This window comes from Sphingomonas silueang, from assembly GCF_040049155.1.
GTDB classification, from domain to species: domain Bacteria; phylum Pseudomonadota; class Alphaproteobacteria; order Sphingomonadales; family Sphingomonadaceae; genus Sphingomonas; species Sphingomonas silueang.
In genome coordinates, this window is sequence record NZ_JBDZDK010000004.1 from 218587 (window position 1) to 233606 (window position 15020).

15 protein-coding genes are annotated in these 15020 nt (G+C 68.9%); 4 read left to right on the forward strand and 11 right to left on the reverse strand.

The window, feature by feature from the left end; all coding sequences use genetic code 11:
- Positions 1-16 precede the first annotated feature (16 nt).
- The gene (gene phaR, locus ABLE43_RS06450) at positions 17-574 is read left to right on the forward strand and encodes a polyhydroxyalkanoate synthesis repressor PhaR (RefSeq protein WP_348977650.1); all 558 of its coding nucleotides are present in this window, start codon (positions 17-19) and stop codon (positions 572-574) included.
- A gap of 47 nt (positions 575-621) precedes the next feature.
- On the opposite strand, the gene ABLE43_RS06455 is transcribed toward phaR, so the two are convergent.
- Complete coding sequence (locus ABLE43_RS06455) at positions 622-1425, reverse strand: class I SAM-dependent methyltransferase (protein ID WP_348977651.1); 804 nt, start codon at positions 1423-1425, stop codon at positions 622-624.
- 30 nt (positions 1426-1455) lie between these two features.
- Between ABLE43_RS06455 and ABLE43_RS06460 the strand changes: the two genes are divergently transcribed.
- Entirely contained in the window at positions 1456-1653 is a 198-nt protein-coding gene (locus ABLE43_RS06460) for a hypothetical protein (RefSeq protein ID WP_348977652.1), read from the forward strand.
- 132 nt (positions 1654-1785) lie between these two features.
- Positions 1786-2385 (forward strand): hypothetical protein, encoded by a 600-nt coding sequence (locus ABLE43_RS06465; RefSeq protein ID WP_348977653.1) that lies wholly within the window; start codon positions 1786-1788, stop codon positions 2383-2385.
- A gap of 1 nt (position 2386) precedes the next feature.
- On the opposite strand, the gene ABLE43_RS06470 is transcribed toward ABLE43_RS06465, so the two are convergent.
- The 8 genes from ABLE43_RS06470 to ABLE43_RS06505 form a co-directional block, all read right to left on the reverse strand.
- Entirely contained in the window at positions 2387-3556 is a 1170-nt protein-coding gene (locus ABLE43_RS06470) for an aspartyl protease family protein (RefSeq protein ID WP_348977654.1), read from the reverse strand.
- Between the two features lie 32 nt (positions 3557-3588).
- Positions 3589-5085, reverse strand: coding sequence for a TadA family conjugal transfer-associated ATPase (locus ABLE43_RS06475; protein WP_348977705.1), 1497 nt, complete (start codon positions 5083-5085; stop codon positions 3589-3591).
- Positions 5086-5259: 174 nt separating this feature from the next.
- On the reverse strand, positions 5260-5511 hold the full coding sequence (locus ABLE43_RS06480; RefSeq protein WP_348977655.1) for an ATP synthase F1 subunit epsilon: 252 nt from the start codon (positions 5509-5511) through the stop codon (positions 5260-5262).
- 123 nt (positions 5512-5634) lie between these two features.
- Positions 5635-7107 (reverse strand): F0F1 ATP synthase subunit beta, encoded by a 1473-nt coding sequence (atpD, locus tag ABLE43_RS06485; protein ID WP_348977656.1) that lies wholly within the window; start codon positions 7105-7107, stop codon positions 5635-5637.
- The gene (locus ABLE43_RS06490) at positions 7107-7688 is read right to left on the reverse strand and encodes a hypothetical protein (RefSeq protein ID WP_348977657.1); all 582 of its coding nucleotides are present in this window, start codon (positions 7686-7688) and stop codon (positions 7107-7109) included. The genes atpD and ABLE43_RS06490 overlap by 1 nt, the downstream gene beginning before the upstream one ends.
- A complete protein-coding gene (locus ABLE43_RS06495; RefSeq protein WP_348977658.1) occupies positions 7685-8563 on the reverse strand; it encodes a F0F1 ATP synthase subunit gamma in 879 nt (292 codons plus the stop codon). Before ABLE43_RS06495 ends, ABLE43_RS06490 begins: the two co-directional genes overlap by 4 nt.
- A 121-nt stretch (positions 8564-8684) precedes the next feature.
- A complete protein-coding gene (gene atpA / locus ABLE43_RS06500) occupies positions 8685-10214 on the reverse strand; it encodes a F0F1 ATP synthase subunit alpha (RefSeq protein WP_348977659.1) in 1530 nt (509 codons plus the stop codon).
- A gap of 2 nt (positions 10215-10216) precedes the next feature.
- Positions 10217-10786, reverse strand: a complete 570-nt coding sequence (locus ABLE43_RS06505) for a F0F1 ATP synthase subunit delta (RefSeq protein WP_348977660.1) — start codon at positions 10784-10786, stop codon at positions 10217-10219.
- A gap of 245 nt (positions 10787-11031) precedes the next feature.
- On the opposite strand from ABLE43_RS06505, the gene ABLE43_RS06510 reads away from it, so the two are divergent.
- Positions 11032-11733, forward strand: coding sequence for a dienelactone hydrolase family protein (locus tag ABLE43_RS06510; protein WP_348977661.1), 702 nt, complete (start codon positions 11032-11034; stop codon positions 11731-11733).
- A gap of 121 nt (positions 11734-11854) precedes the next feature.
- Here ABLE43_RS06510 and ABLE43_RS06515 read toward each other — a convergent pair whose 3' ends face one another.
- Positions 11855-13366: a trypsin-like peptidase domain-containing protein gene (locus ABLE43_RS06515; RefSeq protein WP_348977662.1), complete on the reverse strand. Its 1512-nt coding sequence runs from the start codon at positions 13364-13366 to the stop codon at positions 11855-11857.
- Between the two features lie 72 nt (positions 13367-13438).
- The gene (locus ABLE43_RS06520; RefSeq protein ID WP_348977663.1) at positions 13439-14956 is read right to left on the reverse strand and encodes a hypothetical protein; all 1518 of its coding nucleotides are present in this window, start codon (positions 14954-14956) and stop codon (positions 13439-13441) included.
- Between the last annotated feature and the right edge of the window lie 64 nt (positions 14957-15020).

The window sequence follows — 15020 nt, forward strand, 5'->3', positions numbered from 1 at the left end:
CGCGCAAGGACTTCGCATGAAGAAGACAGCGGCCGACGGCAGCCCCGTCATCATCAAGAAATACGCCAACCGCCGGCTCTACAACACCGAGACGTCGTCCTACATCACGCTGGAGCATCTGGCGCAGATGACGCGCGAGCATCGCGACTTCAAGGTGGTGGATGCCAAGACCGACGACGACATCACCCACAATGTCCTGACGCAGATCATCATGGAAGAGGAAAGCCGCGGCCAGACGCTGCTGCCGGTCAGCTTCCTGCGCCAGCTCATCACGCTGTACGGTGATTCGATGCAGGCGATGGTGCCGGGGTATCTGGAGGCGTCGATGGACAGCTTCCGCCGCAACCAGGAACAGTTCAAGTCGGCGGTCGAGGGGGCCTTCGCCCATTCCCCCTTCGCCGAGATCGCCAAGCGCAACCTCGCGATGTTCGAGGCGGCGGCGCAGGCGTTCCAGCCCGGCGCAGGCACGGCGACCGATACGCCCGCACCGGCGCCCGCGAGCAAGAACGACGAGATGGCCGCGCTGCGCGCCGAACTCGCGCGGTTGCAGGACAAGGTCGACAAGCTCGGCTGAGGAAAGCGGGTGTCGCGCGGGGGCAGTCCGCGCGACGCCCGGCGACATCAGCGCGGCTTGACGAACTTCAGCGTCATCCGGTCGCTCTCGCCGATCGCGGCATATTTCGCGCGGTCGACATCCTTCAGCCGGTAGGTCGGCGGCAGGGTCCAGACGCCCTCGGGCCAGTCGGCGGTGTCCTTCGGGTTCGCATTCACCTGCGACCGCCCGGCCAGCCGGAACCCGGCCCTGGTCGCGAAGGCGATGACCGAGCTTTCCTTCATATAGCCCGATTTCTCCTCCGCCGCCGCGTCGCGGCTCTCGGGCAGGCGGTGTTCGACCACGCCGAGCGTGCCGCCGGGTTTCAGCATCGCGAACATCGCGTCGAACGCCGCCTGCGCCCGGTCCGCGCCACCGAAGCGCCAGTTGTGGACGTTGCGGAAGGTCAGCACCTTGTCGGCGGTGCCTGCGGGCACGACCGGCTGGCCGTCGGCGGCGGGAAAGGCGGCGAGGCGGATCCTGCCGAACGCCGGATCGCGCGCTTTCAGCTTCTCGATCGGCTCGGCCCCGCGCGGCAGCGGCGCGGCGGCGTAATAGACGCCCTTCGCCGCCAGCATGGGCGCGAGGATCTCGGTGTACCAGCCGCCGCCCGGCCAGATCTCGACCACCGTGTCGGTCGGTTTCACCCCGAAGAAGGCGAGGGTCTCGACGGGATGGCGATAGCGGTCGCGCGCGACGTTGGCCGGGGTGCGCCTGGGCGAGGCGACGGCGGCGGCGACCGGTCCGGCGGGGGCCTGTACCGCGCCGAGGATCGCGGGGGCGGCGAGTGCGGCGGCACAAAGCGCTGGCAGGACAAGGGCGGTTCGGCGCATGGGGCGTGTCTCCGGGCAGGGAAGGCGGACGTGGACGAGCAACGACCCATCCTATGGACCATCGCGGCGGCATGCGCGACGGTCTTTGCAGTGGCGGTACTGGCCGAACATCGCCGGTCGCGGCGGCGCGATCCCGACCGGGTCGGCTGGGTGCAATGGACCACGGTGCAGCTTGCGGCGGTGCTGGGCATGGTGTTCGCGGTCGCGATGGCGCTGACCACGCGGTAGCGCGCCTTTCACCGTTCGTGTCGAGCGCAGTCGAGACACCATGCGTAGCGCGCGGCACGTCCCTCGACTTCGCTCGGGACGAACGGGGGCGCGTTGGTGTCGTGCCTTCCCGCGCCGCACCGATGCGCTACAATGCGCGCCGTCCGGCAGGGGTGGCGGACGAGCAAGGGGGGGCAGCGCCGCGTGGACGGGTTCAATTTCATGTTCTCGCTGTTCGGGCTGCTGCTCGGGCTGGCGCTGGCCGAGGGGCTGGGCGGGCTGTCGCGCGCGATCAAGGCGAGCCACAAGGTGCGGATCGGCTATCCCACCGCACTGCTCGGCATCTTCGTATCGTGCGATGTGGTGACGTTCTGGATGTACGGCTGGACGCTGCGCAACGTGCTGCCCGTCACCTGGCCGGTGCTGTTCTGCGGCTTCGTGATCACCGGGGTGTATTACGTGTCGACGTCGCTGATCTTCCCCGGCGAGCCGGAGGAATGGGGCGACCTCGACGCGCATTTCGTGAAGCATGGCCGCAAGGTGCTGGTCGGCGTCGCGCTGTGCAACGTCGCGTTGCTGGCGGCGACGATCGGGCTGTTCGGGATGCTCCCGCTGACGTGGCGGACCGCGGTCGTCACCTGGTCGTTCTTTCCGGTCAGCCTGCTGGCGATCCTCGCATGGCGGCGGCGGCCGGTCGTGCTGGCCTGCCTCGTCTGGCTGATCGCGCTCTATCCGCTGTCGGTGTTCTGGTAGGTCAGTAGAAGCGCGCCAGCGTCAGCTTGCGCTCGGTCCCGTCGCACATGGTGAGCGCCACCACGCGGCCCGGCGCATCGGTGCCCCATCGGACATCGACCCCGCCCTCCGGCGTCAGCGCCACCGGCTTGCCGTCGACCGCGCAGATCAGGTCGTCGGCCTTCCACCCCGCCTTCGCCGCCGGACCGCCCGCCATGACGTGCAGCACTCTCAGCCGCGCGCGATCATAGCCGAGCAGCAGCCCGCTGGTCGATCGCGCGGGCGGGGGCGGGGTTTCGCCCGCCTGCAACAGCATCTGCCCGGCCCTGGGATCGAGCAGCACGCGGTAGCGTTGCAGCAACCCGGTGCCGATCCGCCCCGCGACACCCACCTGTCTGGTGAAGCCGCCGTCGCCCTCGATCCGCACCTCGATCGGCCCGGTCTTCAGCCCGCCGAGCGTCACCGCATCGGTGACGGCCAGTCCGGCATCGACCACCCCGCCCGCGCCGAAGGCGATGGTCGAGGTCAAGCCCTTCACCACCGGCTTCGCCGCGCGCCACTGTGCCTGCGCGACGCTCACCGCGCCGCCGTCGCCGGTGTCCAGCAGCATCGGGCGGATGCGCCTGCCGTTCAGCGTCACCTGCGTCAGATACAGGCCGCTGTTCGGCTGTACCGACAGCGGCACGCGCGTGGCCGTGAACGGCATCCGTCCGCTCGGCAGCAGGCGGAAACGGCGGTTGGCGAAATCGATGTCGAGCGCGTGCGCCGCGATCAGGTCGGTACCCACCAGCATGTCGACGTTGCCGGTCGCCCCCGCGAGCAGTTTCGGCAGGTCGAGCACTGCCACCTTGCCCCCGTCGCGGCGGAGCGCACCGAAGGCGATGCTGCGCGTCGGCGCCCATTCGACGCTGACCGCGCCGCCCAGCGCCACGCCCTGCGCCGGTCCCTTGGCGTCGAGGGTCAGCTTCGCCTTCTTCGCGAAATCGCGGCTGACTGCCGAATGGTTCAGCCCGGTATCGAGCAACGCCTCGGCCGCCACCCCGTCGACCTCGGCGCGGAAGCGCAGGTGGTTGGCGGCGGTCAGGGTGAAGGGCACCCAGCGCGTCTCCGCATCGGCAGCGAGACGAGGCTGGGCGGAGGCAGCGGGCGCGGCGGCGAGCAGCAGCAGCGCGAGGAGGATTCGGGCGATCACCCGCGCAATGTAGGGCGGCAGGCGCGGAGCCGCTACAGGCAGGCTTCGAGCAGCGCCTGATCGAACCCGAACTGCTTGGCCTTGTCCAGCGTGTACGGGCGCAGGCCCATCGAGCGGTATTCGCCGATGATCTTGCCGTCGGCGCTCTCGTCGAGATACTCGAACCTGAACAGCTCCTGCGTCACGATCACCGGGCCTTCCATCCCGATCACCTCGGTGATGTTGGTCACGCGGCGGCTGCCGTCGCGCAGGCGCTTCACCTGGATGATGAGGTCGACCGAGTCGGCGATCTGGCGGCTGATCGCCTCCTTGGGCACCTTGATATCCGACATCATCACCATGTTCTCCATGCGCGCGAGGCATTCGCGCGGGGAGTTGGAGTGGAGCGTCGCCATCGACCCGTCGTGGCCGGTGTTCATCGCCGCCAGCAGGTCGAAACATTCGGAGCCACGGATTTCGCCGAGGATGATCCGGTCGGGCCGCATGCGCAGCGCGTTCTTCACCAGATCGCGGATGGTGATCTCGCCCTGCCCCTCGAGGTTGGCGGGGCGGGTTTCTAGCGGCAGCCAGTGCGGCTGTTGCAGGCGCAGTTCGGCGGCGTCCTCGATCGTCAGCACCCGTTCGCCGGGGTCGATCATCTTGGACAGCGCGTTCAGCATCGTCGTCTTGCCCGAACCCGTGCCGCCGGAGATCACGATGTTGAACCGGCACGCGCCCGCGACCTTCAGGCAGGTCGCCATCTCGGTGCTCATCGACCCGAAGCCTGCCATCATGTCGATGGTGATCGGCTTGGCCGAGAATTTGCGGATCGAGATCGCGGTGCCCTTCAGGCTCAGGGGCGGCACGATCACGTTGACGCGGCTGCCGTCCTTCAGCCGGGCGTCGGCCAGCGGCGTGGTCTGGTCGACCCGCCTGCCGACCGAATTGCAGATGCGCTGCGCGATCTGGAACAGATGCTCTTCGTCACGAAAGGCGATGTTGGCGAGTTCCAGCTTGCCCTTGCGCTCGACGAAGGTCTGTTCGGGGCCGTTGACCATGATGTCGCTGACCGCCGGATCGGCGAGCAGTTCCTCCAGCGGTCCCAGGCCCAGCAGTTCGTCGACCAGCACCTTTTCCAGCGCGAACTGTTCGCGCCGGTTGAGCGTCAGCTTCAGCTCCGCCAGCACCTCGCCGACGATCGGGCGGAATTCCTCGGCCAGCTCGTCCTTGCCCAGCGTCGATGCGGCTTCGGGATCGACCCGTTCGAGCAGGCGCGGCAGCACCTGTTCCTTGATGCGGTGGATCGAGGTCTCGAACCCCTCGACCCGGCTGTTGCCCGCCTCGCCCGATGCGGCCTGCCGGTCGGCGAGGCGCTGCATCGCGTCGCCCTGGCTCGGCGGCGCGGCGGTCTCGCCGGGCATGGGTTCGTGGAGGCTGGCGGACACCGGCGGGAACTGCGCGGCGTCGAGGTCGGCGGCGCGGGCCGGGGTGGGGGCGTGCATCGGCCGCGCCACCCCGAAGGCGGGGCGTCCGCCGCCCGTGCCGCCCATTCCGCTCCGCCGCCCGAATCCGTTCACGCGCCATCCCCATCGATACGGGGACGAGGCTAGGCAGTAAGGCTTAGCATTTGCCTAACCACCACGTACGGACCCGGACATGCAAACGCCGCGCCGCACCCGGTGGGGCACGCCGCGGCGCATCGCGTTGCGTCGGCAACGGCGGGATCAGCCCGCCTGTTCGGCCAATACCGTCAGGCCCTTGGGCGTCACCTCGGCGAAGCCGCCGCGGATGGTGATGCGCTCGGCCTCGCCCTTTTCGGTGCGCTGGATCAGCAGGTCGCCGTCGCGGATCGTCGACATGAACGGCGCATGGCCCGCCAGCACGCCGAAGTCGCCCTCGGTACCCGGCACGGTGACCATGTAGACCGATTCCGAGCGCACCAGCTTTTCGGGGGTCACGAGTTCAAAGTGGAGCATTTCAAAACCTCACTCCCTCTCCCCTTGAGGGGGAGAGGGCAGGGGAGAGGGGGGTTCGGGCCAGAGGTTCCGACTGCCCCTCTCCCCGACCCTCTCCCCGCAAACGGGGAGAGGGGGATGACATCAGGCGTCCTGCGCCATCTTCTGCGCCTTGGCGACGGCTTCGTCGATGCCGCCGACCATGTAGAAGGCGCTTTCGGGCAGATGGTCGTATTCGCCCTCGACCACCGCCTTGAACGACTTCACCGTGTCTTCCAGCGCGACGAACTTGCCGCTGATGCCGGTGAAGACCTCGGCGACGTGGAACGGCTGGCTGAGGAACTTCTGGATCTTGCGGGCGCGGGCGACCGTGACCTTGTCCTCTTCGCTCAGCTCGTCCATGCCGAGGATGGCGATGATGTCCTGGAGCGACTTGTAGCGCTGGAGCAGCGACTGCACCGCGCGCGCGGTGTCGTAATGCTCCTGGCCGACGGTGCGCGGCTCGAGCACGCGGCTGGTCGAATCGAGCGGATCGACCGCCGGATAGATGCCCAGTTCCGAAATCGCGCGGTTGAGCACGGTCGTCGCGTCCAAGTGCGCGAACGAGGTCGCCGGGGCCGGATCGGTAAGATCGTCGGCAGGGACGTAGATCGCCTGCACCGAGGTGATCGAGCCCTTGTTGGTCGAGGTGATGCGCTCCTGCAGCGCGCCCATGTCGGTCGACAGCGTCGGCTGATAGCCCACGGCGCTGGGGATGCGGCCGAGCAGCGCCGACACTTCCGAACCCGCCTGGGTGAAGCGGAAGATGTTGTCGACGAAGAACAGCACGTCCTGCCCTTCCACGTCGCGGAAATATTCGGCGATCGTCAGGCCCGAGAGCGCGACGCGGGCACGCGCGCCCGGCGGCTCGTTCATCTGGCCGTATACCAGCGCGACCTTCGACCCCTCGCTCGTCGGATTGCCCTCGGCATCCTTGGCGATGACGCCCGCGTCGAGGAATTCGTGGTACAGGTCGTTGCCCTCGCGGGTGCGCTCACCCACGCCCGCGAACACCGACGTGCCGCCGTGCCCCTTGGCGATGTTGTTGATGAGTTCCTGGATCAGCACGGTCTTGCCGACGCCAGCGCCGCCGAACAGGCCGATCTTGCCGCCCTTCGCATAGGGGGCGAGCAGGTCGATGACCTTGATGCCGGTGACGAGGATCGCGCTCTCGGTCGACTGGTCGACGAACAGCGGGGCCGATGCGTGGATCGGGGCGGTGGTTTCCGCGCCGACCGGCCCGCGCTCGTCGATCGGCTCGCCGACGACGTTCAGGATGCGGCCGAGCGTCTTGGGGCCGACCGGCACGCGGATCTGCGATCCGGTGTCGCGCACCGCCTGACCGCGGGTCAGGCCCTCGGTCGCGTCCATCGCGATCGTGCGGACGGTGTTCTCGCCCAGATGCTGCGCGACTTCGAGCACGAGGCGGTTGCCGTTGTTGTCGGTTTCGAGCGCCGACAGGATCGCGGGCAGTTCGCCGTCGAACGCGACGTCGACGACCGCGCCGATGACCTGCGCGATCCGGCCGGTGTTGTTGGTGCTGCCCTGGGGCGCGTAGGTGTCTGCGGCGGTTGCCATCACTGCTTCCTCGGTTCGCTGCTGCTGCCCGCCTGCGCGGGGCGGGTAAAGGTTACGACCAGACGGCGACCGCCGTCGATCTTTTCACGGGTGGTCTGGTATTCGGCACCGGGCAGGCTGCCCTTGGCCGGGCTTTCCGTCAGGATGCCGCGCTTCACTTCGTCGCGACCCGGCAGGTTCATGCTCGCCAGCGGCCGGTCGACCCAGCGGGCGAACTGTTCCTTGGCGAACGGGCTGCTGCCGAGGTTCACGATGTCGAGCGTGAAGACGAGCTTGTCGATCCGCTGCGCATCGCCGGTGACGGTCAGGTTCGCCATGTTGACCGGCGTGACCGACGGATCGGCCATCGGCGTCGGCTGTGCCCTGGCGACAGTACCGGTCCCGGCAGGCGCATAGGGCGACAGGCGGAAGCCGGTGTTGTTCAGCAGCTCGACCGTCTTCGGCGCATCGCCGAACACCGTCGCCCAGCCGCCGGTGATGAGCGGGGTCGGCGTCGGGCGCGGCTGGTCGGCCTCGCCCGAGTGCTGACCGCAGCCGGCCAGCATGGCGGCGAGCGCCATGAGGACGGCGTGCTTCGTCACAGGGCCTCGGCGCCCGAGATGATCTCGACCAGTTCGGTCGTGATCGCCGCCTGGCGGGTGCGGTTGTATTCGATGGTCAGGCGGTTGATGAGGTCGCCCGCGTTGCGCGTGGCATTGTCCATCGCCGTCATCTTCGAGCCCTGCTCCGACGCGGCGTTTTCCTTCATCGCGCGGTAGATCTGCACCGCGATATTGGTCGGCAACAGGCTGTCGAGGATCGCTTCCTCGCCGGGCTCGTACTCGACCACGGCGTCGGCGGCTGGCGCGGCGGTCGCCGACGGAATCTTGACCGGGATCAGCTGCTGCTCGGTCGGCTCCTGCGTCAGCACCGTCTTGAACGTGGCATAGAACAGGTGCGCGACGTCGAACTCGCCCGCCTCGTAGCGGCGGATGAGGTCGTCGGCGTACCCTTTCGCATCGGCGAAGGTCAGCTTGCCCAGATCGCCCGGCTCGACCGCATGGATGAAGCCGTCGCGGAACTGGCGCGCCAGCACCGCGCGGCCCTTGCGGCCGATCGTCAGGAACCTGACGGTCTTGCCCTCGGCCTGCAGCTCCAGCGCACGGCGGCGGGCGAGGCGCGCGATGTTCGAGTTGAACGCACCCGCCAGCCCCTTGTCCGACGTCGCGACGACGAACAGGTGCACCTGATCCCGGCCGGTCCCGGCCAGCAGCGGCGAGCTGCCCTCGGTGATCTGCGCGCTGCTCGCGAGGCTGGCGACGACCTGCTCGACGCGGGTGGCATAGGGGCGACCGGCCTCGGCCGCTTCCTGCGCGCGGCGCAGCTTGGCGGCGGCGACCATCTTCATCGCCTTGGTGATCTTCTGGGTCGACTTGACCGAGTTGATCCGCAGTTTGAGAGCCTTGAGGCTTGCCATCTGTCTTCCCTACTCCCTCTCCCCCGTGGGGGAGAGGGTCGGGGAGAGGGGCTTGTCGCAACGACGGTCCCGCTCTTCCCCTCTCCCAACCCTCTCCCCTGAAGGGAAGAGGGCTTTGCGGTTACGCGAAGGTCTTCGCGAACTGGTCGAGCGCGGCCTTCAGCCCCGACTTCGCCTCGTCGCCCAGATCCTTGGTGTCGCGGATCTTGGCCAGTACGCCCGAATGGTTGGCGCGCAGGTCCGACAGCATCGCCTGCTCGTAGCGGGTGACGTCGCTGACCGGCACCTTGTCGAGATAGCCCTGCGTCCCGGCGAAGATCGACGCGACCTGCTCCTCGAACGGCATCGGCGAGAACTGCGCCTGCTTGAGCAGCTCGGTGAGGCGCGCGCCGCGGTTCAGCAGCTTCTGGGTCGAGGCGTCGAGGTCCGAGCCGAACTGCGCGAACGCCGCCATCTCGCGGTACTGCGCCAGCTCCAGCTTGATCGAGCCTGCGACCTTCTTCATCGCCTTGGTCTGCGCGGCGGAGCCGACGCGGCTGACCGAGAGGCCGACGTTGATCGCCGGGCGGATGCCGGCAAAGAACAGGTCGGTTTCGAGGAAGATCTGCCCGTCGGTGATCGAGATCACGTTGGTCGGGATATAGGCCGACACGTCGCCCGCCTGCGTCTCGATGATCGGGAGCGCGGTCAGCGAGCCACCACCATTGGCGTCCGACATCTTGGCGGCGCGCTCCAGCAGGCGGCTGTGGAGATAGAATACGTCGCCCGGATAGGCTTCGCGGCCCGGCGGACGGCGCAGCAGCAGCGACATCTGGCGATAGGCCACCGCCTGCTTCGACAGATCGTCGAACACGATCAGCGCGTGCATGCCGTTGTCGCGGAAATACTCGCCCATCGCGGTGCCGGTATAGGGCGCCAGATACTGGAGCGGGGCGGGGTCCGAAGCGGTCGCGGCGATGACGATGGAATATTCCATCGCGCCATTCTCTTCGAGCGTGCGCACCAGCTGCGCGACGGTCGAACGCTTCTGGCCGACCGCGACATAGACGCAGTACAGCTTCTTCGATTCATCCGAGCCGGCGTTGGCCGTCTTCTGGTTGATGAAGGTGTCGATCGCCACCGCCGACTTGCCGGTCTGGCGGTCGCCGATGATGAGTTCGCGCTGGCCGCGGCCGACCGGCACCAGTGCGTCGATCGCCTTCAGGCCCGACTGCATCGGCTCGCTGACCGACTGGCGCGGGATGATGCCCGGTGCCTTCACGTCCACGCGGGCGCGCTGTTCGCTGACGATCGGGCCCTTGCCGTCGATCGGGTTGCCCAGACCGTCCACGACGCGGCCGAGCAGGCCCTTGCCGACGGGAACGTCGACGATGGTGCCAGTGCGCTTGACGGTGTCGCCCTCGCGGATCGATGAGTCCGACCCGAAGATCACGACACCGACATTGTCGGCTTCGAGGTTGAGCGCCATGCCCTGGATGCCGCCGCCGAACTCGACCATCTCGCCCGCCTGGACGTTGTCGAGCCCGTGGATGCGGGCGATGCCGTCACCGACCGACAGCACCTGGCCGACTTCCGAAACCTGCGCTTCGGTGCCGAAATTGGCGATCTGGTCGCGAATGACCTTCGAGATTTCTGCGGCGCGGATATCCATGTTCAGCCTTTCATCGCGTGCGCGAGCGTGTTCAGTCGGGTCTTGATCGAGCTGTCGATCATCTGGCTGCCGATCTTCACGATCAGCCCGCCGAGAAGCGAGGGGTCCACCTTCAGGTCGATCGCGACCTCGCGGCCGACGCGCGAGCGCAGCTGCTGGCGCAGCGCCTCGACCTGCGCGTCGTCGAGCGGATGGGCGGAGGTGACTTCGGCGTTCGTCTCGCCACGGCTGCGCGCGGCAAGCTCGCGGAACGCGCGGATGATCGCGGGCAGGTCGCCCAGGCGCCGGTTCTGCGCCAGCACGCCGAGGAAATTGGCGGTGATCGGGTCCAGGCCCAGCACCGGCACCAGCGCCGACAGCGTACGCGCGGCCTCGTCGCGGCCGATCAGCGGGCTTTTGATCAGCGCCGACAGATCGTCCGATTCGGCGATCGCCTCCTGCAGCGTCTTCAGGCTCGATTCGACCGCCGACGACCGGCCCTGATCCTGCGCCAGACCGAACAGCGCGGTGGCGTAACGGCCGCTGAGACTCGCCTGAATCGTGGTGGCGGCGCCGCCTGGGTTGCCGGTCATTCCGCTGGATGTCTCCACGCGCGCGTCCTTGTCAGGGGTCAACACTTACGTCCCATGCATGAAAGGGGGCGGCACTCCCCCGTTTCCGCGTCGCGACAGATGTCGCGTCGTCTGAATCGGCCCGTGCGCCCCCGATGGGTCGAGGGGCCGCTAGCATCGGTGTCACGATTTCGCAAGCTTTGCGGAACCCCGTGCGCCTTCGGTCGTAGCCCGCCAAGCTGAACGGGACATGACGGGGGCGGACGATGGGCGAGATGCTGCGGATAGCGATGGCCGACGGGGCGGAGATCGACGTGTACCGCGCCGAGCCGGGACGGATTCCGCGCGGCGGCATCGTGGTGGTGCAGGAGATCTTCGGCCTGACCGACCATATCCGCGACGTGGCGAACGGCTTTGCGAGGAACGGCTATCTCGTCCTCGCGCCCGCGCTGTTCGATCGCGAGCATCCCGGATTCGTCGCGGACTATGACGGGCCGGACCTCGACCGTGCGATCGCCCTGTCGCGCGAGATTCATCCGTTCGACCAGTCGGTCGCCGATGTCGCGACCTGCGTCGAATGGTTGCAGGGCGTGTCGCCGGTGTATGTCGTCGGCTATTGCTACGGCGGATCGGTCGCATGGGCGGCGGCGGCGCGGGTCGACGGGATCGCGGCGGTATCGGCCTATTATGGTCGGCTGATCCCCGACAGCGCCGATGTGCCGCGCGTGCCGACGATCGCCCATTTCGGGCGGCAGGATGCGGGCATCCCGATCGCGAAGGTCGAGGCGCTGGCGAGGAACCCGCCCGAACATGCGACGATCCACGTCTATGACGCGGGCCATGGCTTCAACTCGGACCGGCGCAAGGACTATCACGCCGAAAGCGCGGCGCTGGCGCGTGCGCGGACGCTGGACCTGTTCCGCGCGCAGGAACGGCACCGGCGCGGAGAGGAGTGGGATCAGCAATAGCCCCGATCGACATCCGGGTTTCTATCGTCACCCCGCAACAGGTCCGGGGTGACGGAAATAACGGCTTCGCCGATGACGAACGGCACCCGATCGTTGAAGGTCGATCCCCTCTATCGCGCGCTCACCCCGCCTTCGTACAGCGATAGACCAGCCGTTCGTTGGCCTGGGGCGGCAGCGCGCTGCGAATCGCCGATTGTTGCGTCGCCAGCGCGGCGCGCGCGCCGGTGCCGTCCTCGCACGCCTTCTGCTGCACCTGCCCGCGCAGCGACCGCGCGCGCTCCATCGCGTCGGCGGAGAGCAGGTAGCGGGTGTTGGTATAGCTGCCGCTCAAGGGATCGAAGCGCAGCACCGATACCGTCGCATCCTCCGACGGAACGAGGATGCGTTCCCAGCCGCCGCCCGGGCTTTCCGCATATTGGGTGCGCCGGTTCATGCAGCCGTTGGCCTGCCAGTCGAAGCGGACCGTCTCGACCGGGGACAGGATGATGCGGCTGCGCTCGGGCACCAGCGTGCATTCGAGCGCGCCCGACAACGGGGTCACGCGGGTCGCGGCGGTGGCGGCGTCGCCCGCCTTGACCGCCGATGCGTCGAAGTCCGGGCGCAGCACGAACACCGCGACCGCGCCGACGAAGAACACGCCGCCCGCCGCGCCCGCCCATTTCGCGCGGCGCGGGTCGCTTCGGCTCGCGAGCAACCCCGCCCCGCCGACCGACAGTACCGACAGCGCCAGCAGCAATGCGGCGACGGCCATCATGTTCTCGCGCCGCTCGGCATTCTCGGCGCGTGCCGTCTCGATCGCGGTCAGCCGGTCCTCGCGCGCGCGCTCGGCGGCGGCGCGGGCGCGCTCGCGGTCCTCGACCGACTGGCGCTCGGCATCGGCGCGGTCGCGGGCGTCGGCGTCCGCCAGGGTCACGCACGGCGCGGTGACGGTGGCGACCGGCTGCCCCGCCTCGCGCAGGAAGGCGGCGAGTTCCTGGTCGGCGATGGCGAAGGCGAAGCTGGCGTCGCCCTCCTCGCCGCGGGTCAGCGCCGAATTGACGCCGAGCACCCGCCCGCACCGGTCGAGCAGCGGCCCGCCGGAATTGCCGCGCGCGATGCTGGCGGTGTGGACCAGCACCGCCGTCCCCTCCAACGTGCGGTTGCCCGACAGCACCCCCTGCGAGCGCACCGGCGCGGTCGGCTTGACGAAATCGTCCGCCGAGCGCGCGGTCGCCAGATCGACGTTGCCGGGATAGCCGAGCGCGATCGACGGATCGCCCTCGCCCAATGCTCCGGTATAGAGGGTGAGCGGCGGCAGCCGCACCTCGCGCACCTCGATCAGCGCCAGGTCGCGCGCGGTATCGACGCGCAGCAACCGGCCCTCGTACGATCGATCCCCCTCCGACGGCACGATCGCCAGCACCGCCTCGCCCGGATAGCGCTCCAGCAGTTCGACGACATGGGCGTTGGTGACGATGCGGTTGGGGGCGACCGCGAAGCCGGTGCCGTGCTCGATGTCGACCATCTCGCCGTCGACCGTGGCGATGGCGAGCACGCGCACCACCCCGCGCGCCGCCGCCGACACATCGTCGGCGCGGGCGGGCCGGGTCAGCGCCAGCGTCGCCAGCAGACATGCGATCACCAGTCGAACCATCGTCATCCCCCGTCAGGACCGCAGCGCTTTCGTGCAAAGCGGCGCGCCGCGCAAGGGCGGCACGGCCGGGGATCAGCCCGCGTCGCCGTCCTCGCCGCGCTGTTCCTTGCTGCTGGCGTCCCAGCGCTGCAACGCCGCTTTGGTGCCCCCGCCGTCGATCGCGGCGATCAGGTCGGCGGCGAAGATCGCGCTCGGCCCGCCGTGGGGGGCATAGGCGACCGGCCCCAGCACCCGGCGCGCATCGGCCGCGCGATCGGTTTCCAGCAGCACCCGCGCCGCCTGCATCCGCAGGCCCCGGTCCTGCGGCCCCAGCGTGTGCGCGCGCAGCAGGGCGTCGCGGGCATTGGCGTTCGGGGTCTGGCCGTTGTCCAGATAGCTCTGGTAGAACAGCATCAGCGGTTCGGGATCGTCGTTCTCCAGCTTGTTGGCGGCGATGAACGAGCGCCGGATCGCGCGCCAGTGTTCGGGGTCGGTGTCCCTGGCGGCGCGGGCCTGCGCCATCTGCGCCATGCCGATATAGACATGGCCGTCGACCGATTTCGGATCGGCGGCGACGGCGCGGCGCGCGGCCCCTTCGGCGGCGGCATAATTGCCCGCGTCATATTCCGCCTCCGCCAGCACCACCTGCGCGGCGGGATCGTTCGGATAGGGCGCGGCGGCGCGCCGCGCGGCGGGCAGCAGCGCCAGCGCCGCGGCACGGTCGACGCCGCGTTTCGAGCGGATGCGCACCGCCATCGTCGCCGCCTCCGCCGGGGTCAGCGCGCGGACCTCTACCTTGGCGGGCGGGATCGCGCTTGCGGGCAGGATCGAATAGCGCAGGCCCGTGCGGACGTAGCGCCCCATGTCGCGGTCGAGCTGGCGCAGGTCGCCCAGCGCCTGGGTCGCGGCCTGCTCCGCCGGGGTGCCCGCCGCCATCGCACCCATGAACCGGTCGAGCTGTCCGCGCCGCGCCGGGTCGAGCAGCAGCATATGGGTCAGCAGCCAGCCGCCCGCGTACAGCCCTTGCGCGTCGATCTTCGACGGTGCGCTCGTCAGCAGTTCCCGCGCCGACACCGGCAGGCCGTTGGCGAAGGACCCGATGCGATACATCGGCGGGCGCGCGATCTCGATCGTGCCGTCGGCGCGCATCCGCGTGGTCGCGAAGAATTCGGCGAACCCCTCGACATACCAAGCCGGGAACGCGGTGTCGGACCAGTTCGACAGCATGAAGTGATGGGTATATTCGTGGAACAGCACCTCCTCGCCGTCGATCCCCTCGCCGGTACGCTTCGGCACGAAGGCGACCGATCCGCCCGCGCGCGGGATGTAGAAGCCCGCGACGTTGCTCGATCCCGACAGGCGCGCGATGCTGCTGGTGTCGCCGGTGACATAGACGGTGACGCGGTTGGCGGGCGCGATCGGCGTGTTCGGCACCTTGGTCAGGAAGCGCAGCACCCGGTCGAACCGTTCGAGCCGTTCGGCGAAGCGCGCGACATCGGCGGCATCGTCGTCGGAATAGACGATGAAATGATTGGAGCGTGCCTCATGCCATGCGGCATGGGCCGACACCGGCATGGCGGCGACCAATACCGCCAGCAGCTTGCGAATCATCTGGATACCCCCGTTCCGTGACCGGGTGGAGGCTAGGCGGCGGAGGATGCCCCCGGCAAGCCGG